General features: G+C 66.0%; 25 protein-coding genes. 11 read left to right on the top strand and 14 right to left on the bottom strand.

Going from position 1 to position 21,301, the window contains the following annotated elements; translation table 11 throughout:
* Positions 1-5: 5 nt before the first annotated feature.
* Entirely contained in the window at positions 6-731 is a 726-nt protein-coding gene (locus C563_RS0106845) for a beta-ketoacyl-ACP reductase (RefSeq protein WP_018761297.1), read from the bottom strand.
* A gap of 152 nt (positions 732-883) precedes the next feature.
* Here C563_RS0106845 and C563_RS0106840 point away from each other — a divergent pair, with 152 nt between their 5' ends.
* The 4 genes from C563_RS0106840 to C563_RS0106825 are packed head-to-tail and all read left to right on the top strand — an operon-like array spanning position 884 to position 2,924.
* Positions 884-1,312, top strand: a complete 429-nt coding sequence (locus tag C563_RS0106840; protein WP_018761296.1) for a DUF3099 domain-containing protein — start codon at positions 884-886, stop codon at positions 1,310-1,312.
* Complete coding sequence (locus C563_RS0106835) at positions 1,309-1,569, top strand: hypothetical protein (RefSeq protein WP_018761295.1); 261 nt, start codon at positions 1,309-1,311, stop codon at positions 1,567-1,569. Before C563_RS0106840 ends, C563_RS0106835 begins: the two co-directional genes overlap by 4 nt.
* Positions 1,570-2,445, top strand: coding sequence for an SURF1 family cytochrome oxidase biogenesis protein (locus C563_RS0106830; protein ID WP_018761294.1), 876 nt, complete (start codon positions 1,570-1,572; stop codon positions 2,443-2,445).
* Between the two features lie 2 nt (positions 2,446-2,447).
* Positions 2,448-2,924, top strand: a complete 477-nt coding sequence (locus C563_RS0106825; protein WP_018761293.1) for a YbaK/EbsC family protein — start codon at positions 2,448-2,450, stop codon at positions 2,922-2,924.
* Here the strand turns inward: C563_RS0106825 and C563_RS0106820 are convergent.
* Positions 2,921-4,519, bottom strand: a complete 1,599-nt coding sequence (locus C563_RS0106820) for an ABC-F family ATP-binding cassette domain-containing protein (protein ID WP_018761292.1) — start codon at positions 4,517-4,519, stop codon at positions 2,921-2,923. The two genes, C563_RS0106825 and C563_RS0106820, sit on opposite strands and share 4 nt — an antisense overlap.
* 209 nt (positions 4,520-4,728) lie before the next feature.
* Here C563_RS0106820 and C563_RS0106815 point away from each other — a divergent pair, with 209 nt between their 5' ends.
* Entirely contained in the window at positions 4,729-5,793 is a 1,065-nt protein-coding gene (locus C563_RS0106815; protein ID WP_018761291.1) for a spore photoproduct lyase family protein, read from the top strand.
* Positions 5,794-5,819: 26 nt separating this feature from the next.
* Here the strand turns inward: C563_RS0106815 and C563_RS0106810 are convergent, their stop codons facing one another.
* Positions 5,820-6,824, bottom strand: coding sequence for a DUF808 domain-containing protein (locus C563_RS0106810; protein WP_018761290.1), 1,005 nt, complete (start codon positions 6,822-6,824; stop codon positions 5,820-5,822).
* A 97-nt stretch (positions 6,825-6,921) separates the two neighbouring features.
* Positions 6,922-7,359, bottom strand: coding sequence for a VOC family protein (locus tag C563_RS0106805; RefSeq protein ID WP_018761289.1), 438 nt, complete (start codon positions 7,357-7,359; stop codon positions 6,922-6,924).
* Between the two features lie 313 nt (positions 7,360-7,672).
* Between C563_RS0106805 and C563_RS0106800 the strand changes: the two genes are divergently transcribed.
* Positions 7,673-8,077: a VOC family protein gene (locus C563_RS0106800; RefSeq protein ID WP_018761288.1), complete on the top strand. Its 405-nt coding sequence runs from the start codon at positions 7,673-7,675 to the stop codon at positions 8,075-8,077.
* A 110-nt stretch (positions 8,078-8,187) separates the two neighbouring features.
* Here the strand turns inward: C563_RS0106800 and C563_RS0106795 are convergent, their stop codons facing one another.
* Positions 8,188-8,754, bottom strand: a complete 567-nt coding sequence (locus C563_RS0106795; RefSeq protein ID WP_018761287.1) for a dihydrofolate reductase family protein — start codon at positions 8,752-8,754, stop codon at positions 8,188-8,190.
* Positions 8,755-8,902: 148 nt separating this feature from the next.
* Positions 8,903-9,835 carry an NADP-dependent oxidoreductase gene (locus tag C563_RS0106790; protein WP_018761286.1) on the bottom strand — a complete coding sequence of 311 codons (933 nt, stop codon included), beginning with the start codon at positions 9,833-9,835 and terminating at the stop codon, positions 8,903-8,905.
* Positions 9,836-9,925: 90 nt separating this feature from the next.
* On the opposite strand from C563_RS0106790, the gene C563_RS0106785 reads away from it, so the two are divergent.
* The 4 genes from C563_RS0106785 (at position 9,926) to C563_RS0106770 (ending at position 12,571) form a co-directional block, all read left to right on the top strand.
* A complete protein-coding gene (locus C563_RS0106785) occupies positions 9,926-10,426 on the top strand; it encodes a MarR family winged helix-turn-helix transcriptional regulator (protein WP_018761285.1) in 501 nt (166 codons plus the stop codon).
* A gap of 131 nt (positions 10,427-10,557) precedes the next feature.
* A complete protein-coding gene (locus C563_RS0106780) occupies positions 10,558-11,202 on the top strand; it encodes a biotin transporter BioY (RefSeq protein ID WP_018761284.1) in 645 nt (214 codons plus the stop codon).
* An 11-nt stretch (positions 11,203-11,213) separates the two neighbouring features.
* Positions 11,214-11,951, top strand: a complete 738-nt coding sequence (locus C563_RS0106775; RefSeq protein ID WP_018761283.1) for an energy-coupling factor ABC transporter ATP-binding protein — start codon at positions 11,214-11,216, stop codon at positions 11,949-11,951.
* Positions 11,948-12,571 (top strand): energy-coupling factor transporter transmembrane component T family protein, encoded by a 624-nt coding sequence (locus tag C563_RS0106770; RefSeq protein WP_018761282.1) that lies wholly within the window; start codon positions 11,948-11,950, stop codon positions 12,569-12,571. Before C563_RS0106775 ends, C563_RS0106770 begins: the two co-directional genes overlap by 4 nt.
* A 21-nt stretch (positions 12,572-12,592) precedes the next feature.
* Here the strand turns inward: C563_RS0106770 and C563_RS0106765 are convergent, their stop codons facing one another.
* Positions 12,593-13,777, bottom strand: coding sequence for a thiolase family protein (locus tag C563_RS0106765; RefSeq protein ID WP_043423881.1), 1,185 nt, complete (start codon positions 13,775-13,777; stop codon positions 12,593-12,595).
* Positions 13,767-15,173, bottom strand: coding sequence for a class I adenylate-forming enzyme family protein (locus tag C563_RS0106760; protein ID WP_018761280.1), 1,407 nt, complete (start codon positions 15,171-15,173; stop codon positions 13,767-13,769). The genes C563_RS0106765 and C563_RS0106760 overlap by 11 nt, the downstream gene beginning before the upstream one ends.
* A 58-nt stretch (positions 15,174-15,231) precedes the next feature.
* Between C563_RS0106760 and ypfJ the strand changes: the two genes are divergently transcribed.
* Positions 15,232-16,113 (top strand): KPN_02809 family neutral zinc metallopeptidase, encoded by an 882-nt coding sequence (gene ypfJ / locus C563_RS0106755; RefSeq protein WP_018761279.1) that lies wholly within the window; start codon positions 15,232-15,234, stop codon positions 16,111-16,113.
* 106 nt (positions 16,114-16,219) lie between these two features.
* Here the strand turns inward: ypfJ and C563_RS0106750 are convergent, their stop codons facing one another.
* The 6 genes from C563_RS0106750 to C563_RS0106725 are packed head-to-tail and all read right to left on the bottom strand — an operon-like array spanning position 16,220 to position 21,274.
* Positions 16,220-16,552 (bottom strand): metal-sulfur cluster assembly factor, encoded by a 333-nt coding sequence (locus tag C563_RS0106750; RefSeq protein ID WP_018761278.1) that lies wholly within the window; start codon positions 16,550-16,552, stop codon positions 16,220-16,222.
* Positions 16,553-16,564: 12 nt separating this feature from the next.
* Positions 16,565-17,359 (bottom strand): Fe-S cluster assembly ATPase SufC, encoded by a 795-nt coding sequence (sufC, locus tag C563_RS0106745; protein WP_018761277.1) that lies wholly within the window; start codon positions 17,357-17,359, stop codon positions 16,565-16,567.
* A 43-nt stretch (positions 17,360-17,402) separates the two neighbouring features.
* Positions 17,403-17,759, bottom strand: a complete 357-nt coding sequence (locus tag C563_RS0106740) for a non-heme iron oxygenase ferredoxin subunit (protein WP_018761276.1) — start codon at positions 17,757-17,759, stop codon at positions 17,403-17,405.
* A 19-nt stretch (positions 17,760-17,778) separates the two neighbouring features.
* Positions 17,779-19,020 carry a Fe-S cluster assembly protein SufD gene (gene sufD, locus C563_RS0106735; protein ID WP_018761275.1) on the bottom strand — a complete coding sequence of 414 codons (1,242 nt, stop codon included), beginning with the start codon at positions 19,018-19,020 and terminating at the stop codon, positions 17,779-17,781.
* Entirely contained in the window at positions 19,020-20,483 is a 1,464-nt protein-coding gene (sufB, locus tag C563_RS0106730; protein ID WP_018761274.1) for a Fe-S cluster assembly protein SufB, read from the bottom strand. The genes sufD and sufB overlap by 1 nt, the downstream gene beginning before the upstream one ends.
* A complete protein-coding gene (locus C563_RS0106725) occupies positions 20,483-21,274 on the bottom strand; it encodes a helix-turn-helix transcriptional regulator (RefSeq protein WP_081624129.1) in 792 nt (263 codons plus the stop codon). Before C563_RS0106725 ends, sufB begins: the two co-directional genes overlap by 1 nt.
* Positions 21,275-21,301: the final 27 nt, after the last annotated feature.

Below are 21,301 nucleotides of genomic sequence, written 5' to 3'. Positions count from 1 at the left end.
ACCGGTCAGTGCCCCATGCCCAGGCCGCCGTCCACCGGGATGACGGCCCCGGAGATGTAGGCGGCTTCGTCGCTGGCGATCCAGCGGACCACATTGGCAACCTCTGACGCTTCGGCGAAGCGGCCGGCCGGAATGCTGGCCAGGTAGTCCTTCTGGGTTGCTTCGGGGAGTTCGGCGGTCATGTCGGTATTGATGAAACCGGGGGCCACCACGTTGGCGGTGATGCCGCGTGAACCAAGTTCGCGGGTGAGGGACCGGGCGATGCCCACCAGTCCGGCCTTGGACGCGGAGTAGTTGATCTGGCCCGGAGCGCCATACAGGCCGGACACCGAGGAGATCAGGACGACGCGGCCCTTGCGCAGCCGGATCATCCCTTTGGACGCACGCTTGATGACGCGGAACGCGCCGGTGAGGTTGGTGTCGATCACGGAGGTGAAGTCGTCCTCGCTCATGCGCAGCAGCAGCGTGTCCTTGGTGATGCCGGCATTGGCCACCAGGACTTCGACGGGGCCGTGGGCGGCTTCCACTGCCTTGAAGGCTGCGTCCACGGAGGCCTCGTCGGTCACGTCGGCCTTGACCCCGAGGATTCCCTCCGGCAGCTGCGATTCACTGCGGTAGGTCACGGCCACTTTGTCGCCGTTGGCCAGGAATGCCTGTGCGATTGCCAGGCCGATACCGCGGTTTCCGCCGGTGATCAGGACGCTGCGGGCTGCGGAAACTGCTTCAGTCATAGAGGGCTCCGGTTTTCTGCGGCAGGCTGGGCCGCGGTTGCAGTGAGTGGTTTGGGCTGCCTCCGATCTTAGCGGCAGCCCCGGTACGGGTTTGGGCAGCACTGCCGATGGTGCGAGAATTGAGGGAAGCCTTTGGAGCGTGATTATTCACCGTGACCCTTGAAAACCATGCGGGACATTCCGCGCCCGGAGAACCGGGCCGGTTCTCCGGCGATACCGAGGTACACAGCATTACCGAAGCTGCTGGAGCGCACTCGGAGGACATGCGACAGCGGATGATCAAGTACGCCCTGGCAATGGGCATCCGCATGGTTTGCCTGGTCATGATTTTCGTAGTGGACGGCTGGTTCAAGATCATTGCGGTGGCCGGCGCGGTGTTCCTTCCCTGGGTGGCGGTGGTCATAGCCAACGGCAACGACAAGGCCGAAGGGCACAGCGACCTGCTGATCGATTCCGCGCCCCTGGCGGAGCTCGAAAGCCCAGCTCCCCCGGCCGAGGACGAAGAAGCAGGGAGCGCGGTGCTCCAGGGCGAACTGGTAGCAGACGACGAGGAACAGGGAGAGGAGCGGCAGGCGCCATGAGCCTTTTCGATTTCGCAGCAGGATCGGACATGGCATCGGAGTCAACGGCTCTCTGCTCGCGGAAGGCCTGCAGGTCCGAAGCGTCCTGGCAACTCCTCTGGAACAATCCCAAGATCCACGCTCCCGAGCGGCGGAAGACCTGGCTGGCCTGCGCGGAGCACCGGGTATGGCTTGAGGACTATCTGCAAACGCGGGGACTCTGGAAGGAAACCCTTCCCCTGCAGGCGGACGCGGTCCCCCTGGAGCAGGACATCTGAATGTACCGCTTCCTCTTCTCCAGCAAGTGGCTGGGCTATCTCCTGCTGGCCGCCATCTTTGCCACGGCCTGCGTCTTCCTGGGCCGCTGGCAGATGGACCGCCGCGCCGAAACCCTTGCCGAAATCAACAGGGTCGTCAACAACTATTCGGCAACCCCCATCCCTTTCTCCCAGGCGAAGGACCAGTTCGCGCAGCTGGACCCGGCCAAGGAATGGACCCAGGTTGAGCTCAAGGGAACCTACGATGCTGCCGGCCAGCGCGTGGTGAGGAACCGGCCCCTCAACGGCCAGCCGGGGTACGAGGTTGTTGTCCCGTTCCGGCTGGACAGCGGCGAAACCGTGGTGATCGACCGGGGTTGGCTGCCCATCGGAAACAAGAATCCCGGCAGTCCGGATTCGGTGCCGGCGCCCCCGGCCGGTGAGGTGACCGCCGTCGTGCGCTTGAAGCACAGCGAGCCCGAGCTGCAGCGCGGGGCACCCACGGGACAATTGGCGTCCATCGACCTGCAAACTTATGCGGCGCAACTGGGCTATCCGGTGTTCACGGGGGCGTACGGCCAGCTGGCCTCGGAAACGCCCGCTGTTGCCGACATGCCCGTGGCGTTCCCCAAGCCGTCCACGGACGAGGGGACGCACCTGTCCTACTCCCTGCAGTGGTTCGCGTTCGGCGTGCTCATGTTCGTCGGCTTTGGCTATGCGGCGCGGCAGCAGGCGCGCAACGCCGCGATTGACGCCGAGGATGAGGAGACGCCCGCCGACGGGGCCGTCCACTCCGCCGTCCCGGCTGCCCGCCGTCGGCCGGCACCAGCGCGGAAGCGCACCAAGGCGACGGCCGAGGAAGAAGAGGACGCCCTGCTGGACGCGCAGGGGTTCTAAGAATGAGCGGGTACGACGCCGGCCCGGTCGCCTTGGTGCGCTCGGCACTGCTCGAAGCAGGGTTACCGGATACGGTGCGGACTTTTGCTGCCGGCGTCCCCACCGCCCTGGCAGCGGCGGAAGCCCTGGGGTGCGACGTTGCGGCCATTACCAACAGCCTGGTTTTTGAGCTGGACGGCCGGCCGCTGCTGATCCTCGCCAGCGGCGCGGCGCGGGTGGACACGAAGCTGGTAGCCGGGCAGCTGGGCCACGGCAGGATCCGCCGGGCCTCCCCCGACTTTGTCCTGGAGCACACGGGCCAGCAGGTGGGCGGCGTGGCACCGGTGGGCCACCCCGCGCCCATCAGGACCCTGCTGGATACCAGCCTGCGGGAACACGAAGTGCTCTGGGCCGGAGCAGGCGACCATAACTCCATGTTCAGCATCACCTACCAGCAGCTGCTCCGCATGACCGCGGCCCGGGAACTGACCGTCCGCTAGGCCAGGGTGATCAGGTCCAGGTAGTCCTCGTTCCAGAGGTCCTCCACACCGTCCGGGAGCATGACGACGCGTTCGGGGTTGAGGGCCTCCACCGCGCCCTCGTCGTGGCTGACCAGGACGACGGCGCCGGTGTAGTTCCGCAGGGCGCCCAGGATTTCGGCGCGGCTGGCGGGGTCCAGGTTGTTGGTAGGTTCATCGAGGAGCAGGACGTTGGCGCTGGAAGCCACGATGGTGGCCAGGGCCAGGCGGGTCTTCTCTCCGCCGGAGAGGACGCCGGCGGGCTTGTCGACGTCGTCGCCGGAGAACAGGAACGAGCCCAGGATGCCGCGGACCTCGGCGTCCTTCATGTCCGGCGCGGAGGAGCGCATGTTCTCCAGCACGGTGCGGTCGTGGTCCAGGGTTTCGTGTTCCTGGGCGTAGTAGCCCACCTTGAGCCCGTGGCCCGGGATGACCTCGCCGGTGTCCGGTGCGTCCACGCCGGCGAGCATGCGCAGCAGGGTGGTCTTGCCGGCGCCATTGAGCCCCAGGATGACCACCTTGGAACCGCGGTCGATCGCCAGGTCCACGTCGGTGAAGATTTCCAGCGAACCGTAGGATTTGCTGAGCCCGTCCGCGGTGAGCGGGGTCTTGCCGCAGGGCGACGGATCGGGGAAACGAAGCGCTGCCACGCGGTCCTGCTCGCGGACCGCTTCCAGGCCGCTGAGCAGCCGTTCGGCACGCTTGGCCATGTTCTGCGCGGCGACGGCCTTGGTGGCCTTGGCCCGCATCTTGTTGGCCTGGTCCATGAGGACCTGTGCCTTCTTTTCGGCATTGGCGCGTTCACGCTTGCGGGCGCGCTCATCCGTTTCGCGCTGCTGGAGGTAGCGCTTCCAGTCCATGTTGTAGAAGTCGATCTGGGCACGGTTGGCGTCCAACAGGAACACCTTGTTGACGGTGGCTTCCAGCAGGTCCGTGTCGTGGCTGATGACGATCAGGCCGCCCTGGTGGTTCTTCAGGAAGTCACGCAGCCAGGCGATGGAGTCGGCGTCGAGGTGGTTGGTGGGCTCGTCCAGCAGCATCGTCTCGGCATCGGAGTACAGGATGCGGGCCAGCTCCACGCGGCGCCGCTGCCCGCCGGAGAGTGTCTTTAGCGGCTGGTTCAGCAGGCGGTCGGGGAGGGCGAGGTTGGAACAGATCGACGCCGCTTCAGCCTCGGCCGCGTAGCCGCCCGCGGCCAGGAACTCCGATTCCAGCCGGTCGTAGCGGTTCATGGCCTTCCGCTGGACCTCGGGGTCCTCGCTGGCCATCTCATCGTGCGCCTTGCGGAGTTTGCCGACGACGATATCGAGGCCACGGGCAGAGAGGATCCGGTCCCGGGCCAGCTGTTCCATGTCAGGGGTCCGCGGATCCTGGGGAAGGTAGCCGATTTCGCCGCTGCGGGTGACCTTGCCGGCAGCCGGAAGCCCCTCCCCTGCAAGGACGCGGGTCAGCGTGGTCTTGCCGGCCCCGTTCCGGCCCACCAGGCCGATCTTGTCCCCTTTGTCGATGCGGAAGCTCACCTGGTCCATGAGGAGCCGGGCGCCGGCACGCAGTTCAAGATCCTGGACAGTAATCACAGCAGGTAAGGCCTTTCACAAACAGGGATAAGCCGCGGCCCGGAGCGTCTGTGGTTGGGCGGGGCGGTAAACGGCCGGAGAACGGCACAGTCCAGTCTACCGTCCAGCGGGCCGCCGCAATTTCAACGTCCGGGCCAGTGGACTATCGGTGCCAGCATCGGCCGTGGCGTGCGGATGCCGGCTTCCTGCACCCATGGAGAATGGGGTGCATGGAATTTGACCGCCTCCTCCAGGTCCGGCGCATCTATGCCCAGCCTGAAGCTTTGGAGCTGCCCCGTGGCCAGGAGATCGTGGCACGCTGGCCGGATGCCGACGTTGTGCTGGTGGAGAACCATTGGAACATTCCGGACGTGCACGGTGACGAAACGAACGTCCCGCGCTGGTCGCGGATCAAGACGGAGGCGCTGGTACTCGGCGTGAAGAAGTCGCTGGCCGTCAAGCCCAACGGGCGTTCGGCGGACTTCATCGCACCCTCGACCGCCAACGGGTGCGCCATGGCGTGCGCCTACTGCTATGTTCCCCGCCACAAGGGCTACAGCAACCCGGTCACCGTGTTCGCCAACATCGGGCAGATCGCCGGAGCCATCGAACGGCATGCCGCCCGCCAGGGGATCAAGCTGGAGCCCAACCAGTGCGACGCTGAGCTCTGGGTCTATGACATCGGAGAAAACAGCGACTGCTCCGTAGACGCCCTGATCAGCGACAACGTGGAAGAGCTGGTCGCGTTGTTCCGCGAACTGCCCAACGCCAAGCTGTCCTTCGCCACGAAGTTCGTCAACCCCGCGATGCTGGAATGGGACCATGGCGGCCACACCAGGATCCGCTTTTCATTGATGCCCGCGGACCTGGCAAAGTCCATCGATGTCCGCACATCGCCGGTTGCCGACAGGATGGCCGCCATCAACGATTTTGTTGCAGCCGGCTACGAAGTGCACGTGAATTTCTCCCCGGTCATCATCACGGATACCTGGCTTGCGGACTGGGAACAACTGCTGCGCCAACTCGACGCAACCCTGACCCCCGAAGCCAAAGCCCAACTGGCGGCGGAGGTCATCTTCCTCACCCATAATGAGCAGCTGCATAAGGTCAACCTTGGCTGGCACCCGCAGGCAGAGGAGGTGCTGTGGCGTCCCGGCCTGCAGGAAGCCAAGGTCTCGTCGAACGGCTTCAGCAACGTCAGGTACCGCGCCCGGGCGAAGGCCGGTTACGTGCGGCAGCTCTCCACACTCGTCGCCGACATAGCGCCGTACTGCCGGATCCGCTACGCGTTCTAGCGGAGGCTGTTGTTCGCCGCGCGGCGTCAGCCCTGGTGATTCTCCGACTGCCGGCGGGCGGCCGCGTCATGGCCGTCCTTGGCTTCTTTGGCCTTGCCAAACGGCAGCACTTTCATCAGCGGGCCCACGACGGCCAGGACCACCAGGCCCCAGGCAAGTCCCAGTACCGCCGAGCACAAAGTGTTGACGAGCCACGCGAGGAGGCCGCCGACGGCTGGAACGGATTCCACCGGGTGCTCCAGGGCGTGGACGAGGTCGTAGGGTGCGTGCCAGCCGAGATCGTGGGCCCCCTGCAGCATGATGTGGCCGCCAACCCACAGCATGGCAATCGTGCCGACGAACGTGATGGCCGCCAGGACGGCCGGCATCCCCCTGACGAGCAGTTCACCGATGCGCTTGGAACGTGACGAGTCCTTGTCCATCAGGTGCAGCCCGATATCGTCCATTTTGACGATGAGGGCCACCGCACCGTAAACCAGCACCGTGATGGCAAACGCCACCAGCACCAGAATGAACGCCCGGACCCAAATGGATTCCGTTGCGACCTCATTCATGGAGATGACCATGATTTCGCAGGACAGGATGAAGTCGGTGGTGATGGCGCCCTTGACCACTTTTGCTTCGGCATCGTGCCCGCGCTCCACGGCCGGAGCCTCCCCGGCGTCATGATGGCCGCCACGGAACTTGTGCCAGACCTTCTCCGCTCCTTCATAGCAGAGGTAGGTACCGCCGAGCATGAGGATGAAGGGGATGATCCCGGGAACGAACGCACTGATGAGCAGCAGGGCCGGGAGGATGATCAAGAGCTTGTTGCGAATCGAGCCCCAGAAGATCTTCTTGATCATTGGCAGTTCCCGGGCCGGGTCCGCACCTGAGACGTACTGCGGGGTGACGGCGGCGTCGTCGATGACCACGCCCGCGGCCTTGGCTCCGGCCTTTGCGGCGCCGGCCGCGACGTCGTCCACCGAGGCGGCCGCGATCCGGGCCAGCGCTGCCACGTCGTCGAGCAGGGCGACGAGACCGCCGCTCACAGCCGGCCTCCGCGCAGAGTGCTATTGCGGCGGTGGGGATTTGGGGCAGGGTGCGTGATGGGCATGTTCGGAGTATATTGCAGGCCGCCGGGCGTCCTCAGCCCTTCTGCAGTTCCTCGGCGAACATCACAATGATTCCGCTGGGGCCGCGCACATAGGAGAGTTTGTAGACGTCGCCATACGTTGCGACGCCGCGCAGCGGGTGGCAGCCGTGCCTGGCAGCAATGCCAAGGGCATCCTCGATGCTGTCAACGGAGAAGGCCACTCGATGCATGCCGATTTCGTTGGGCAGGGTGGGCTCTGTGGGGATTGCATCGGGGTGGATGTATTCGAACAGTTCGAGGCGGCCGTTGCCGTCCGGGGTCTGGAGGAGGGCAATTTTGGCGTGGTTGCCGTCCAGGCCCACAGCCGTGTCTGCCCAGTCGCCGCTGACCGTGTCCCGGCCCAGGACGGTGAGGCCGAGGTCGGTGAAGAACGCGATTGTTGCTTCCAGATCGCTGACGGCGATGCCGACGTTTTCAAGTTTGATGGGCATACGGCACAGGGTACCAAGCAGGCGCTTCCCGCAAACCCCTGTTTTGGTGCGCAGTCTGCTGCCTGAGCCTGAGTCCCGCTCATGGCGGCAGACAGATGTGCCGACATGTCGTGTGACAGTCCTTAAACCGGCGTAACCAGTATTCGGCAGGGTTGGGGTCGTCCAGTGGTCGAGCGATTGTCCGGCTGGAAGTCAGTGGCGAAGCCACAGAGGACCCGGGCGGGACGCCTCGGCAATGCGGCAGCGCCCAGCCCAGTTGCGGACCGCCGCTGGGATCTTGACCTCATACTTGCATCTTGCAACTATGAGCCGCATGAGCCTCTTCATCACCTGCCCGGTTGACAGCGTTGAACGCGCCACCGCTTTCTACACCGCACTGGGCTGGACTCTCCAACCGGAAATGTCCAATCAGAACGTGTCATGTTTCGCGATCGCACCAGAGCAGTTCGTCATGCTCGGCAGCCGCGAGATGTATGCGAGCGTCGGCGGCGCCGAGGAGCTGGTAGGCGGACCCGATACGCCGTCAAAGGTCACTGTCTCGTTTGATGTCGGGAGCCGTGAGGCGGTCGATGAGCTCGCCGAGCGCGCCGGTGCCGCCGGCGGGCGGATCGGTGATACCGACGACTACCCCTTCATGTACCAGCGCCAGTTCGACGATCCTGACGGTTACCACTACTCGCCGTTTTGGATGAAACCGGACGCCGATCCGGCCGAGTGAGTGATCCGCCGCGGCCCGGCGTGGCGCGGGATCTTCCCTGCAGGCGAACTGACACTGATGAGCATCCATCTGATCTCAGCTTCAGCTAATACTGGTCCCGTTCAGACCATCTACGAGCCCGTGGGCCCTGACAGAATGGTCGGGACGTATTCAACCAGCTGGATGCGTCCATCGAAGGTCCGGCTGCCGATCATGTCGAGGGCGACGTCGGGGTACCCGTCGTAGATCCTCTCTCGGCCGGTGCTCCCGGTGATGACGGGGAAGATGACCACGCGGAAGCGGTCCACGAGACCTGCCTTCAGTAGCGACCGGCACAGCCTGAGGCTGCCTATCGTGCGCATTGACGTCGTCCCGGCTGCCTTCATCTCTCGCACGGCCTCAACGGCGTCCCGCGCGACGAGTTGAGCGTTCGCCCACGCGAGGGGTTCGCGCAATGTCTCCGAGAACACGATCGTCGACAGACCGGCCAGAGGTTCGGTACCGGGTTCGCCGGCAGCGGAGAGGCCTGACATGACGCGGTACGTCGTTGCCCCCATCAGTACGGTGTAGTCGACTTCGGGGGAATCTCCGAGCCATGCCAGGTATTCGGGCCCTTCAAGCCCCCACCAGCCCGGCCAACCGTCCGCAGCGGCGTAGCCGTCGAGCGAGGTGATGAAGTCGATGAGGAGTTCGGGCATCGTCGGGTCCTTGTCCGAGAATTTCAGCTGGTGCGTTCATCCTCTCTCCGATGTAAGGCGGCTACAACGCCTGCTTGCCTGCCCACCAATGCAAAGCCCGAATGCCGGAAGCTTTCGCCATCCCCGAAACCGACGTTCGGGCAGCAGGTCAGCCCGCCAGGACAATGACCTTGCCGGGCACGCGGCCAACGCTCGCCTCCGCGTGGAGGGCAGGCAGTTCCGCGAGGGGAATGCGTCGGGTGACTTCGACGGTGAGTTGCCCGTCGTCGACCAGGGATACCAACTCTGAGAGGCGTTCGCGGTTGGGACGGACGTAGACGGTGGCAGCACGCACACCACGCGTCTCGTCGCCCGGCGTCTGCATGAATGCCGTGGTGCTGACCACCGCGCCGCCATCGCGCACCAGGGCCACCAGCGCGGCAAATTGCTCGGGCTCGATCGGAGCCAGGTTGAGCAGCACATCGACCTGCCCGTCGACGGCGCCGAGCAGGTCGGCGGCCGTATGGTCGATGACCTCATCCGCGCCTGCCGCGCGGACAGCGTCGATACTGCGTGGACTTGCGGTTGCCACCACGTGCACGCCGGCGCGCTTCGCGAGTTGGATGGCGTATTTGCCCACCACACCGCCGGCGCCGACAATGAGCAGCCGCTGTCCCGCCTCCAGCTGCCCCTCGTCAACGAGGGCTTGCCAGGCCGTCAATGCCACAGAAGGCAGTGCCGCTGCATCAGCCAGTGGAATGGTCGCCGGGGCGGCCACGACCGCATCGGCGGGGGCAATGACGTAGTCCGCGGCGCCGCCGTCCTGTTCCATGGGCAGGAACCCGATGACCGGATCGCCTGCCGAAATACCCTCGACGTCTTTGCCTACCGCATCGACGATGCCGGATACGTCATAGCCGGGAACGTGCGGCAGCACCACCGGGATCGGCAGGAATCCCGCCCGCATTCCGTTATCGGCCGCATTGAAGGCGGACGCGGCTACACGCAGCCGGACCTCTCCAGCGGCCGGCACCGGCTGCTCGATCTCCGTGAGCTGAAGCACCTCGGGGCCGCCTGCCTCGTGAAACTGCACTGCCTTCATGATTGTCCCTTTCAGTTGATGCTTCGAATTTGAAGCAATGGAATGAAGGTAGCATTGCTTCGAACTCGAATCAACCCCTAGGATGGAACCATGGACGAAGCACCCTTGAACCTGACCCCCACCCAGCTCGGGGCGTATTTCGCGTTCACGGAGGTCAGCAGCCTGCTCCGCCACGCAGTGGAGAAACAGCTCCGCGATGCCGGTGACCTCAGCTACGTCCAGTTCCAGCTCCTGGCCCGCCTCGGAGACGCCCCGGACGGGCAGCTGCGCATGACGGACCTCGCCGACGGCGTTGTCTACAGCCGCAGCGGGCTGACCTACCAGGCGCAATCGCTCGAACAGCGCGGCCTCGTCTCCCGCTCCCCCTCCCCCGAGGACGAACGCAGCACCGTCCTGACACTCACCGACGCCGGCCGCACCGTGCTCGGGGCCGTGTTCCCCGGCCATATCAACGCCGTGCGGAGCTTGCTGTTCGCGGCCCTGTCAGACAGCGACGTTGACGACCTCGCGCGCATCCTCGGCCGGGCATCCGCGCACCTCCGCGCAGCTCCGCCGCGCTCAGCCGCACCACGCCGTCGGAAGGCAACCTAGGAGCCAATTTGTACCCAGCCCAACGCAGCCCGCACCCGGCGTAGTAGACCCCCTACAAAATAGGCACCGTTCCACCCCGGTAACGTCGGCGGTACATTAGATTCCGCTTGTACAACCCCGACAGGACCGCCATGAGCAACACCCGCACCACTACACCGAACAGCCAACCGACAGGACGCCGCCGCTGGAACGGCACCGACCTGGGGCTTATTGCCGTCTTCGCCGCCCTCGTCGCCGGCGCAGCACTCGTGCCGGGGTTGGCCCTGAACGGTTTTGGCGTCCCCATTACCTTCCAGACCCTCGCCGTGATGCTCACAGGCCTGGTGCTCGGTCCTGCCCGCGGACTTGCCGCCGTCGGGCTCTACACCCTCCTGGGGCTCGCCGGCCTGCCCATCTTCAGCCAGGGCCGCAGCGGCCTGGGCATCCTTGCCGGCCCCTCAGCCGGCTACATCATCGCTTTCCCCATCGCGGCGGGAGTGGTGGGCTGGCTGGCCACCATCATCATCAGACGCACCAGGAAGGCCCGCGCGCTCTGGTTCTTCCTCGCCGCCACGGCCACCAGCGTTGTGGTGGTCCACACCCTGGGCATTATGGGCATCGCCCTGAACTCGAAGGCAACCCTGGAACAGGCCTTCGTGGGCGACCTTGTCTTCTACCCCGGCGACGTCATCAAGAACATCCTTGCGGCGGCCATCGCCGTCGCGCTGCACCGCGCCTTCCCCGATGTCCTGGTCCGCCGGGTACGGCGGCAGGCCGCCACCCCTGCAACGGCGTAGGACTGCAAGCCATGCCCACCGTGACATTCGACAAGGTAACCGTTGCGGTCCAACAAGAGGATTCCCCGCAGCCCAAGGTCCTCCTTGATGAAGTCAACCTCCGGCTGGACGAACCACGCGTGGGCGTCATTGGCGCCAACGGCTCCGGCAAGTCCACGCTGCTGCGGCTGGTCAACGGGCTGGTCCAGCCCACCACGGGCACGGTGGCGGTCGACGGCGACGACACAGAACGTGCCGTGCGGAAAGTCAGGCGGAACGTCGGTTTCGTCTTCACCGACCCGCTCTCCCAGCTGGTGATGCCCACCGGCCGGGAGGACGTGGAGCTGTCACTGCGCCGCTCGGTGAAGAACGGAGCCGAGCGGCGCAGCCGGGCCGAGGCTGCCCTGGGGCGGCTCGGCCTCCTGACGCTGGCAGACCAAAGCATCTACGAACTCTCCGGCGGCGAACGGCAGCTGATGGCCCTCGCCGCCGTCCTGGCCATTGACCCCAAGGTCCTGGTCCTGGACGAACCGTCAACACTGCTGGACCTGCGCAACCGCGAGCTGCTCCGGAGGACCCTGGCGGGCCTGGACCAGCAGATCATCATGTCCACCCACGACCTGGACCTTGCCCTGGAAATGGACCGGGTGCTGGTTATCGAACAGGGGCGTGTGGCTTTCGATGGCGCACCGGCCGACGCCGTGGCAGCCTACCGTTCCTGGTGCATGGACGGGCTCAACGGGATCAACACCGCAACTGACACGCCATGAGGGGCCACGGATTCCTCCTGGCCAATTACGTGCCGGGGACCTCGTTCCTCCACCGGTCACCGCTGGCGCTGAAGTTCCTCCTCGTGGTTGGGTGCGGCCTGGCATCCTTCGTCATCGTGGACTGGGGCGTCTCCGCTGCGGTCCTGGCAGTTCTTGGCGGACTCTTCCTGGGGGCAGGCGCCGGGGGGAAGAGGCTTTGGGGGGCTGTCCGGCCGCTGGTCCCCGTGCTCCTGGTGGTGGGACTCTTCCAGGCGTGGCAGCTGGGCGCACCCACCGGCGCAAGGATTGTGCTGAACATCCTGGTGTGCGTCGTTGCTGCGTCCCTGCTCACCGCCACCACTCCGGTGCAGCAGCTGCTCGACGGCGTCGTCCGGCTGGCACGACCCTTCGAAAGGTTCGGTGCCGACCCTGAGCGTTTCGCCCTGACCATCGGCATCATGCTCCGCAGCATTCCGTACATCGCGGGAACATTCGCTGACGTACGGGACTCCGCGCGGGCAAGGGGCCTGGAACGCAATCCGCGGGCCCTGGTCCTGCCGGTGTTCATCACCTCCGTGGCCTACGCACGGCAAACCGGGGAAGCGCTCGCCGCCCGCGGCCTGGGCGAGGCCGAGGACTGACGGGGCACGCCAAAACCCGGCTCAGCAGCCCAGGCGCCGGTACTCCAGGAGCGCGGCCGTTCCCATGCCGCCCGCCATGCTGATCATCGCCATCGCCAAGGTGCCATCGACTCCCGATTTCCTAGCCTGCGCGAACAGCCGGGTCACCAGGACCGCCCCGGACGCCCCGTAGGCGTGCCCCAGGGCCAAAGCACCGCCATCCAGGTTCACCCCCGCCGGATCGATCCCCAGCTCGTCGAGGCATGCGAGCGTTTGCGAGGCGAACGCTTCGTTGAATTCCACGAGGTCCAGGTCCCCGGCCGCGACACCGGCCCCGGCCAGCACCTGCCGGGCCGCGCTCGCGGCACCGATCCCCAGCACCCCCGGAGCAACCCCGGCGGTGTGGGTACCGCGCACCAGCAGCGCGTCCCGGGCGCCCAGTTCGCGTGCACGTTGCAGCGAGGTCATGACGACGGCGGACGCTGCGTCCGCGTCGAAGCACGAGTTCCCGGCGGTGACCGTGCCCCCGGCGACGAAGGCGGCAGGGAACCGCGCCATGATTGCCGGGGTGAGGCCGGCCCGCGGTCCGTCATCGGTGGCGACGGTGCCTCCCGGGGTGGGCAGGGCCACGATTTCGCCCTCAAAGGTCCCGTCCCGCCTCGCCGCAAGGGCTTTCCGGTGGCTGGCCAGCGCAAACGCATCCTGCCGGTCGCGGCCGACACCGTATTCCTGCGCCACCGTCTCGGCGGCCACGCCCATGTCCGGATCGCCGAAGCTGTGCGGCACAAACTGGGCGCGATGGTAGAACTCCGGACCGCCGTCGTCGTTCCGGTGCGCCCGCAACGGCGCCGTGCTGGTGCTTTCCACTCCGCCGGCAAGGTACACCTGGTTGCCGCCGCCGGCCACCAGCCGTGCGGCGAGGACGATGGCGTCCAGGCCGGATCCGCACTGCCGGTCCACGGTGAGCCCCGGAACGGTGACCGGCAGCCCGGCTTCCAGGAGGGCAAGACGGGCCACATTTCCGCCGCCCCCCACGGCATTGCCGATCACCACGTCGTCAACGGAGGACGGATCGAGGGCGGCTCCGGCAACCAGTTGTTGCAAGACCGGTGCCAGGAGTTCATGGGAGCGCAGGGCCCGCAAAGGCCCGTTGATCCGGCAGACCGGTGTCCGGAGGGCGGCGATGATGACCGGCTGCCGTTCCGCCGGGAGATCCTCAGCCACCAAGGCTGCGCACCCGCGGGTCCCTGGCGTTGATCCATTCCAGCAGCATGCTGCGGCTGACCTTGCCGCGATCCGTGGTGGGGAGTTCGGGCAGGACGTAGTACTGCAGCGGCCTTTTGTCCCTGGCCAGGATCTCCTCCAGCCCGGCCCGCAGCTGGGTGGCGGTGATTCCGCCCTGGGACGGGACCACGCCGGCCACCACACGCTGCCCGCGCAGGTCGTCCGGCATGCCGGCAGCCACCGCTGCGGCCACCCCTGGAACGGCGGCCAACGCCAGTTCAACCTCATGCGGGTAGACGTTCCGCCCGGCGGTAAGGATCATGTCCGCACGCCGGCCCAGGATGTGCAGCTCCCCGTCCGCAAGATAGCCCTGGTCCCCCACCGTGAACCAGCTCCCGAACGAGCGCAGGGCCTCGCCGTCGTCCCCCCACAAATAGCCGTTGCTGACCATGCCGCTGCGGACGCAGATATTGCCGTAACTGCCCTCCGGCACCCCGGTGCCGGCGTCATCCCGGATGCTGACCTCGACGCCGGGAAAAGGCCGGCCAATGCCGGTCCCACCCGGAGTTCCGGGCTGCCCGGCCGCCAGTCCGAGTCCGGAGACGAAGCTGAGCTCGGACGCACCGTAGTACTCGTAGATCGTCGCATTGGGCGCCCAGCGCCGGGCGGCTTCAAGGGTCCTGGCATCGAGTTTGGAACCGGCACAGATGATGGTCCGGATCCCCGATGCGTCAACGCATCCGGTCATGCCGCGTTCACTGAGCATCCGCAGTATGGTGGGCACCAGCACCAGCCGGGTTACCCGGTCGTGCGTAATAGCCGCATGGACGTCGCCGACGTCGAACGACTCCAGCGTTTGGAACTCGGAGCCGGCATAAAGGCATTCGGCCAGGGCATACAGGTTCAGGCTGGCCGCCAGCGGGCCGGGCGCGAGGGTCACATCATCCTGGCGCAGGCCGAAGAACTCGATGGACGCGTCAAAAGACTGCTGCCACGAGTGCCGGGAGCGGGTGAAGGCCTTGGGCACCGACGTGGTTCCCGAGGTAAGGCCAATGAGGAATCCGGTGTCCGGCGGCCCGTCGGCCAGGGCGTCGTCCGGATCCACCTGGGCAGGAACCGCGCACGCCTCAACCCGGCGGACAATGTCTTCCTGCAGGGCGGCGGGCCAGGAGGGGTCGAGGACCGCGCACTGCCGGGTGCCGGCGACCGCCGCAGCGAACCTCACCGCGAAATCCACCGAATTGGCCTCGCAGAGGGTGGTCACCGACTTTGTCTCCGCCACCAGCTCTGCGGCAGCGTCCCGCAGCTCCGCCCAGTCCAGCCGGCGCCCGGCGACCACGACTGCGGTGTGGTGCGGCCGCTGCTCCGCCCAGCGCTGGATCTTGTTCAGGAAAGGCACGGACCAACTTTACCGGCAGGCACGGATTCAGCCTCCGGGCCGCGGGTATTGTGACGTTATGAGTTTCAACGACAATGCGCAGCTGGATCCGTCCCAGGTCCAGGACCGGCGGGGCATGGGCACCGGGGTCAAAGTTGGGGGCGGGATTGGCGGCGGATTAGTGCTGCTCATTGCGCTGCTCTTGGGCATCGACCCCAACCTCCTTGGCGGGTTGACCGACGGCGGGACCGCCGGACAATCCCAGGGCACCGCGCCTGCCTGTAAAACCGGCGCGGACGCGGACGCCCGCCTCGACTGCCGGATCACCGGTACGGTCAACAGCCTCAACGCCTTTTGGCCCGGCTACCTGAAGAAGTACAACGTGCAGTATCCCCGCCCCGAAGCAGTGATCTTCAGCGGCGGCACCAATACCGCTTGCGGGGCCGCCACCTCGGAGGTGGGTCCGTTCTACTGCCCCACCGATACCACCGCGTACTTCGACCCAGGGTTCTTCCAGGAACTCGTGGACCGGTTTGGCTCCTCCGGCGGCCCGCTGGCGCAGGAATATGTGGTGGCCCACGAGTTTGGCCACCACATCCAAAACCTCCTGGGCGACCTGGGGCGGGCCCAGCAGGACCCCCAGGGACCCGAATCCGGTTCCGTGCGGACCGAGCTGCAGGCTGACTGCTACGCAGGATTGTGGGCCAAGTATGCCTCCAGCACTCCGGACCCGGCCACCGGCCAGCCCTACCTGGAACCGCTCACCCAGCAGGATGTCAACGATGCCCTCTCGGCGGCCGCGTCCGTGGGTGACGACCGGATCCAGAAGGCGGCCACGGGGCGCGTCTCCCCGGAGGGCTGGACGCACGGGTCCAGCGAGGAACGCCAGCGCTGGTTTGCCCGCGGCTACCAGTCCGGGGACATCAAGCAGTGCGACACCTTCAGCGCCGCCACCCTTTAACCGGGCCCACGCCTGGCCCTACGCTACCGAGGGGCGTAAAGGGCCGGTGGGGACGACGACGGCGGGCCACCTTCCCCTGGGGAAGGTGGCCCGCCGTCGTACTTATTCAGATGTTGAAGCCGAGGGCCCGCATCTGGTCCTTGCCGTCGTCGGTGATCCGCTCGGGACCCCAGGGCGGCATCCATACCCAGTTCAGGCGCCAGTCGTCCACAACGCCGTCCAGGGCCTGTCCCACCTGCTCCTCGAGAACATCGGTGAGCGGGCAGGCAGCAGTGGTGAGCGTCATGTCGATCAGCAGGGCGCCGTCGTCGTCGGAGTACTTGAGGCCGTACAGCAGACCCAGGTCCACCACGTTGACGCCAAGCTCAGGGTCGATGACGTCCTTGAGCGCCTCTTCGACGTCCTCCAGGGCCGTTCGGCCCGGCTTGATTTCGGTCATGACAAGTCCTTACTAGGCCTGTGCTGCGGCAGCAGCCGCGATGGTGGCTGCACCGGCGCCCGTGGCGTAACGGTCGTAGCCCTCTTCCTCGAGGCGGTCGGCCAGTTCGGGGCCGCCTTCCTCGACGACCTGACCGTCCACGAACACGTGGACGAAGTCAGGCTTGATGTAGCGCAGGATGCGCGTGTAGTGAGTGATCAGCAGGGTGCCCATGTTGCCTTCGGCGTGGGCGCGGTTGACGCCCTCCGAGACGATCTTGAGGGCATCGACGTCCAGGCCGGAGTCAGTCTCGTCGAGGACGGCGAACTTGGGCTTGAAGAGCTCGAGCTGCAGGATCTCCACGCGCTTCTTCTCGCCGCCGGAGAAGCCTTCGTTGACGTTGCGCTGGGCGAAGTCGGCGTCGATCCGCAGCTGCTCCATCGCGGCCTTGACGTCCTTGGTCCAGGTGCGCAGGGCCGGCGCCTGGCCGTCAATGGCGGTCTTGGCGGTGCGGAGGAAGTTGGTCATGGTGACACCGGAAACCTCGACCGGGTACTGCATGGCCAGGAAGACACCGGCGCGGGCGCGCTCGTCGACGCTCATGGCCAGGACGTCTTCGCCATCCAGCGTGATGGTGCCGCTGGTCACGGTGTAGCGGGGGTGGCCGGCGATGGTGGATGCCAGCGTGGACTTGCCGGAGCCGTTGGGGCCCATGATGGCGTGCGTTTCGCCGGTCCTGATGGTCAGGCTGACGCCCTTCAGGATCTCCTTGGTGCCCTGCTCCGTGTCAATGCTGACGTGCAGGTCCTTGATCTCAAGAGTTGACATGCTCTTCTTTCTTCTTCGTTCGTAAGTCCGGTGCTGCGGGCGCTCAGTAGTTGTTTACTGCCGCGCCGTTCAAAACGTTGGTGACGTCCACGTAGACGTCGTCGCCATCGAGTTCGACGGCAAAGACGGGCACGGGATCGTAGGCGGGGAGCTGGAGGGGCTGGCCGCTGCGCAGGTCGAACTGGGAGCCGTGCCCCCAGCACTCGATGGCGCAGCCTTCCACGTCGCCCTCGGACAGTGAGATGTCCGCGTGCGAGCAGGTGTCGCCGATGGCGTGGATGTCGCCCATCGAGTCCCTGACGACTGCCACAGGATAGCCGTCCACCAGGATACGCAGCGCCTGCTTGACCTTGATGTCATTGGCGCTGCACACCAGCTCGCCCTTGGGAGTCCCGTTCATGCGTTCGTGCCCGTCCGTCCTAGTAGTCGATTGCGGTGAGTTCGCGTTCCACAGCCTCGGTCAGGCGCTCTTCGAGGGCCGGAACCTTGATCTGCTGGATGATCTCGTTCAGGAAGCCGCGCACCACCAGCCGGCGGGCAACATCCTCGGGGATGCCGCGCGCCATCAGGTAAAACAGGTGCTCGTCGTCGAAGCGGCCGGTGGCACTTGCGTGGCCGGCGCCTTCGATCAGGCCGGTTTCGATCTCGAGGTTCGGAACGGAGTCCGCGCGGCAGCCCTCGGTCAGGACCAGGTTCTGGTTCTTTTCGTAGGAGTCGGTGCCTTCGGCCTGCTTCTGGATGAGGACGTCGCCAACCCAGACCGTGTGCGCACCCTTGCCCTGCAGCGCGCCCTTGTACAGGACGTTGGACTTGCAGTTGGCCACGTTGTGGTCCACGAAGGAGCGGTGCTCGAGGTGCTGGCCCGCGTCGGCGAAGTAGAGGCCCAGGAGCTCGGCCTCGGCGCCTTCACCGGCGAAGCGGACGTTGGAGTTCATCCGCACGATCTTCCCGCCGAGGGAGACGGCAATGTGCTTGTAGACCGCATCCTTGGCGACCTCGGCGTCGTGCTGGGCCAGGTGCTTGGCGTCGTCGCCCCACAGCTGCAGTGAAACGACACTGAGGTGGGCGCCTTCGCGGACCAGGATCTCCACGTTGCCGTTGTGGTCGGCCGAGCCGTCGTGTTCGATGATCACCACCGCACGGCTGTTCACCCCGGCTTCGATCACATGGTGGGAGTTGGTGCGCAGTCCCGCCCCGTTGCCGGTCAGGACGAGCCGGACCGGGGCGTCCAGTTCGGTGTTGGCCGGGATCGAGATGAACTGGGCCTCTTCCGAGTTGGCGGAGCCGACGACGGCGGCCCGGTCGGCCGGGACCAGGGTGGCACCGCGGGGGGCCTCACCGGCCCGCAGGGTTCCCTGGCGGACAGCCTCGGGCGCTTCGACGGAGACGCCCAGGGCGCCGGCTTCCGCGGCCGTGTCGGAAAGCAGGTTCGCCAGTTCGCGCACCGGAGTGAAGCGCCACTCCTCTTCGCGGCCGTTCGGCAGCGCGAAATCGGCCACCTTGTGGCTGGTGAGGCGCTCGGCGCGGGAGGCCATGACCTGTACGCCATGGCTGTGGTGGCGGTCCACCTTGGAGGCAACGAGGTGTTCGCCCTCCTCGGTGAAACCGGCGATCGACGGTGCGCCGATGCGCGCCTTTTCAGTAGTAGCTTCGGCAGTCATTAACCGACGGATCCTTCCATCTGGAGTTCGATGAGGCGGTTCAGCTCAAGGGCGTATTCCATGGGCAGTTCACGGGCGATCGGCTCAATGAAGCCGCGCACGATCATGGCCATGGCCTCGTCCTCGGGCATGCCGCGGGACATGAGGTAGAACAGCTGCTCCTCGCTGACGCGGGAGACTGTGGCCTCGTGTCCCAGCTGGACATCGTCCTCGCGGATGTCGATGTACGGGTAGGTGTCAGACCGGGAGATGGTGTCCACCAGGAGCGCGTCGCAGCGCACGGTGTTGGCCGAGTGCTTGGCGCCTTCCCGGACCTGGACCAGGCCGCGGTAGGCGGCGCGGCCGCCGCCACGGGCAACGGACTTGGAGATGATGGAGCTCTTGGTGTTCGGCGCGATGTGGACCATCTTCGAACCGGTGTCCTGGTGCTGGCCTTCGCCCGCAAACGCGATGGACAGGGTTTCGCCCTTGGCGTGCTCGCCCACCAGGTAGACGGCCGGGTACTTCATGGTGACCTTGGAGCCGATGTTGCCATCGATCCATTCCATGGTGGCGCCGGCTTCGCAGATGGCGCGCTTGGTCACCAGGTTGTAGACGTTGTTCGACCAGTTCTGGATGGTGGTGTAGCGGACGCGGGCGCCCTTCTTGACGATGATTTCCACCACGGCGGAGTGCAGCGAGTCCGAGGTGTAGATCGGCGCGGTGCAGCCTTCGATGTAGTGGACGTAGGAGTCCTCGTCGGCAATAATCAGCGTGCGCTCGAACTGGCCCATGTTTTCCGTGTTGATGCGGAAGTAGGCCTGCAGCGGGATCTCCACGTGGACGCCCTTGGGCACGTACACGAAGGAGCCGCCGGACCAGACGGCGGTGTTCAGCGAGGCGAACTTGTTGTCGCCCACCGGGATAACCGTGCCGAAGTACTCCTGGAAGATCTCCGGGTGCTCTTTCAGGGCAGTATCGGTGTCCAGGAAGATGACACCCTGCCGTTCGAGGTCCTCACGCAGCTGGTGGTAGACAACCTCGGACTCGTACTGGGCGGCGACACCGGAAACAAGGCGCTGCTTTTCGGCCTCGGGGATGCCCAGCTTGTCGTAGGTGTTCTTGATGTCTTCGGGCAGGTCATCCCAGGTGGCAGCCTGCTTCTCGGTGGACCGTACGAAGTACTTGATGTTGTCGAAGTCGATGCCGGACAGGTCCGCGCCCCAGGTGGGCATGGGCTTGCGGTCGAAGTACTTCAGGCCCTTGAGGCGCAGGTCAAGCATCCATTCCGGCTCGCTCTTCTTCGCCGAAATGTCCCGGACAACCTCTTCGTTGAGCCCACGGCGCGCATTGGCGCCGACATCGTTCTTGTCAGCCCAGCCGTACTCGTAGTTGCCGATGCCGTGGAGCTCGGGATTCTTTTCCAGAATCTCCGAGATCACAGTGTTTTCGGCTACTGCTTTCTCTGATAGTTGGTCCGTCATCACGGCCTTTCTTGCTGATGGTTGATTACTTCGTCCAGGCCGGCGGGGGCTGCGGCCGGCACGGTGGCCGGTTTGGCAGGCAGCCTGCCTGTAGGAATGTGGGTGGTGCAGACGTGGCCGCCGCGGGCCAGGGTGGACAGGCGGCGGACGTCCACTCCGACCAGTCGTGAGAACACTTCGGTTTCGACGTCGCAGAAGACGGGGAAGCGGGAGGCGAGCTGCTGGATGGGGCAGTGCCCCTGGCAGAGCTGCACGCTGGACAGCGCGGCGGGCAGCGGCGCCTTCGCTTCGATGGCGGCGGCGGAAGCCACGAAGTTGTCCCGGCTCAGAGCGGCCGAAAGTGCCGTGGCGCGGTCCCGGATGTCCGGGCCTGCTTCCTCGATTTCGGGTGCGTAGCGCCGCTCCATGTCCGCGAATCGTTCTTCCGCGAAGGCGCGCACCGCGTCCGGGCCGGCAACCTTCTGCAGCTGCTGGAGGGCCAAGGCGGCGATGTCCAGGTAGTCATTGCCCAAGCTCGATTGGCCCTGTGAACTCAGGACGTAGCGGCGGGCGGGACGGCCTGCACCCGCGCCGGGCTTCGCCACCCTTTTGACCTCGATGACGCCTGCACGGGAGAGGTGGTCCAGGTGCCGGCGGACAGCCGCCGGGGTGAATCCCAGCATGTCTCCGAGCTCGGCGGCGCTGACGGGTCCGTGTTCCAGGACGGCAGCGAGCACCCGGTCACGGGTACGCTCGTCGGCATCAGCCACGGGAGCCGGCCCCGCCAAGGGCACAGCAGCAGCATTGGTCATGGAATACACAACACAATCATGTCGTAA

It is taken from the genome of Arthrobacter sp. 135MFCol5.1 (assembly GCF_000374865.1).
Lineage (GTDB): Bacteria > Actinomycetota > Actinomycetes > Actinomycetales > Micrococcaceae > Arthrobacter.
Note: the sequence above shows the minus strand (reverse complement) of the source record. Positions and strands in the feature narration are given on the sequence as shown.

Bases quoted from the DNA above. Each gene is read 5' to 3' on its own strand.
- C563_RS0106775 (WP_018761283.1), top strand. From the start codon at position 11,214: ATGCCCACCGTGACATTCGACAAGGTAACCGTTGCGGTCCAACAAGAG.
- C563_RS0106750 (WP_018761278.1), bottom strand. From the start codon at position 16,552: ATGACCGAAATCAAGCCGGGCCGAACGGCCCTGGAGGACGTCGAAGAG.
- C563_RS0106785 (WP_018761285.1), top strand. From the start codon at position 9,926: ATGGACGAAGCACCCTTGAACCTGACCCCCACCCAGCTCGGGGCGTAT.
- C563_RS0106805 (WP_018761289.1), bottom strand. From the start codon at position 7,359: ATGCCCATCAAACTTGAAAACGTCGGCATCGCCGTCAGCGATCTGGAA.
- C563_RS0106790 (WP_018761286.1), bottom strand. From the start codon at position 9,835: ATGAAGGCAGTGCAGTTTCACGAGGCAGGCGGCCCCGAGGTGCTTCAG.
- sufD (WP_018761275.1), bottom strand. From the start codon at position 19,020: ATGACTGCCGAAGCTACTACTGAAAAGGCGCGCATCGGCGCACCGTCG.
- C563_RS0106830 (WP_018761294.1), top strand. From the start codon at position 1,570: ATGTACCGCTTCCTCTTCTCCAGCAAGTGGCTGGGCTATCTCCTGCTG.
- C563_RS0106780 (WP_018761284.1), top strand. From the start codon at position 10,558: ATGAGCAACACCCGCACCACTACACCGAACAGCCAACCGACAGGACGC.
- C563_RS0106815 (WP_018761291.1), top strand. From the start codon at position 4,729: ATGGAATTTGACCGCCTCCTCCAGGTCCGGCGCATCTATGCCCAGCCT.
- C563_RS0106835 (WP_018761295.1), top strand. From the start codon at position 1,309: ATGAGCCTTTTCGATTTCGCAGCAGGATCGGACATGGCATCGGAGTCA.
- sufC (WP_018761277.1), bottom strand. From the start codon at position 17,359: ATGTCAACTCTTGAGATCAAGGACCTGCACGTCAGCATTGACACGGAG.
- sufB (WP_018761274.1), bottom strand. From the start codon at position 20,483: ATGACGGACCAACTATCAGAGAAAGCAGTAGCCGAAAACACTGTGATC.
- C563_RS0106795 (WP_018761287.1), bottom strand. From the start codon at position 8,754: ATGCCCGAACTCCTCATCGACTTCATCACCTCGCTCGACGGCTACGCC.
- C563_RS0106825 (WP_018761293.1), top strand. From the start codon at position 2,448: ATGAGCGGGTACGACGCCGGCCCGGTCGCCTTGGTGCGCTCGGCACTG.
- C563_RS0106845 (WP_018761297.1), bottom strand. From the start codon at position 731: ATGACTGAAGCAGTTTCCGCAGCCCGCAGCGTCCTGATCACCGGCGGA.
- C563_RS0106725 (WP_081624129.1), bottom strand. From the start codon at position 21,274: ATGACCAATGCTGCTGCTGTGCCCTTGGCGGGGCCGGCTCCCGTGGCT.
- C563_RS0106770 (WP_018761282.1), top strand. From the start codon at position 11,948: ATGAGGGGCCACGGATTCCTCCTGGCCAATTACGTGCCGGGGACCTCG.
- ypfJ (WP_018761279.1), top strand. From the start codon at position 15,232: ATGAGTTTCAACGACAATGCGCAGCTGGATCCGTCCCAGGTCCAGGAC.
- C563_RS0106740 (WP_018761276.1), bottom strand. From the start codon at position 17,759: ATGAACGGGACTCCCAAGGGCGAGCTGGTGTGCAGCGCCAATGACATC.
- C563_RS0106800 (WP_018761288.1), top strand. From the start codon at position 7,673: ATGAGCCTCTTCATCACCTGCCCGGTTGACAGCGTTGAACGCGCCACC.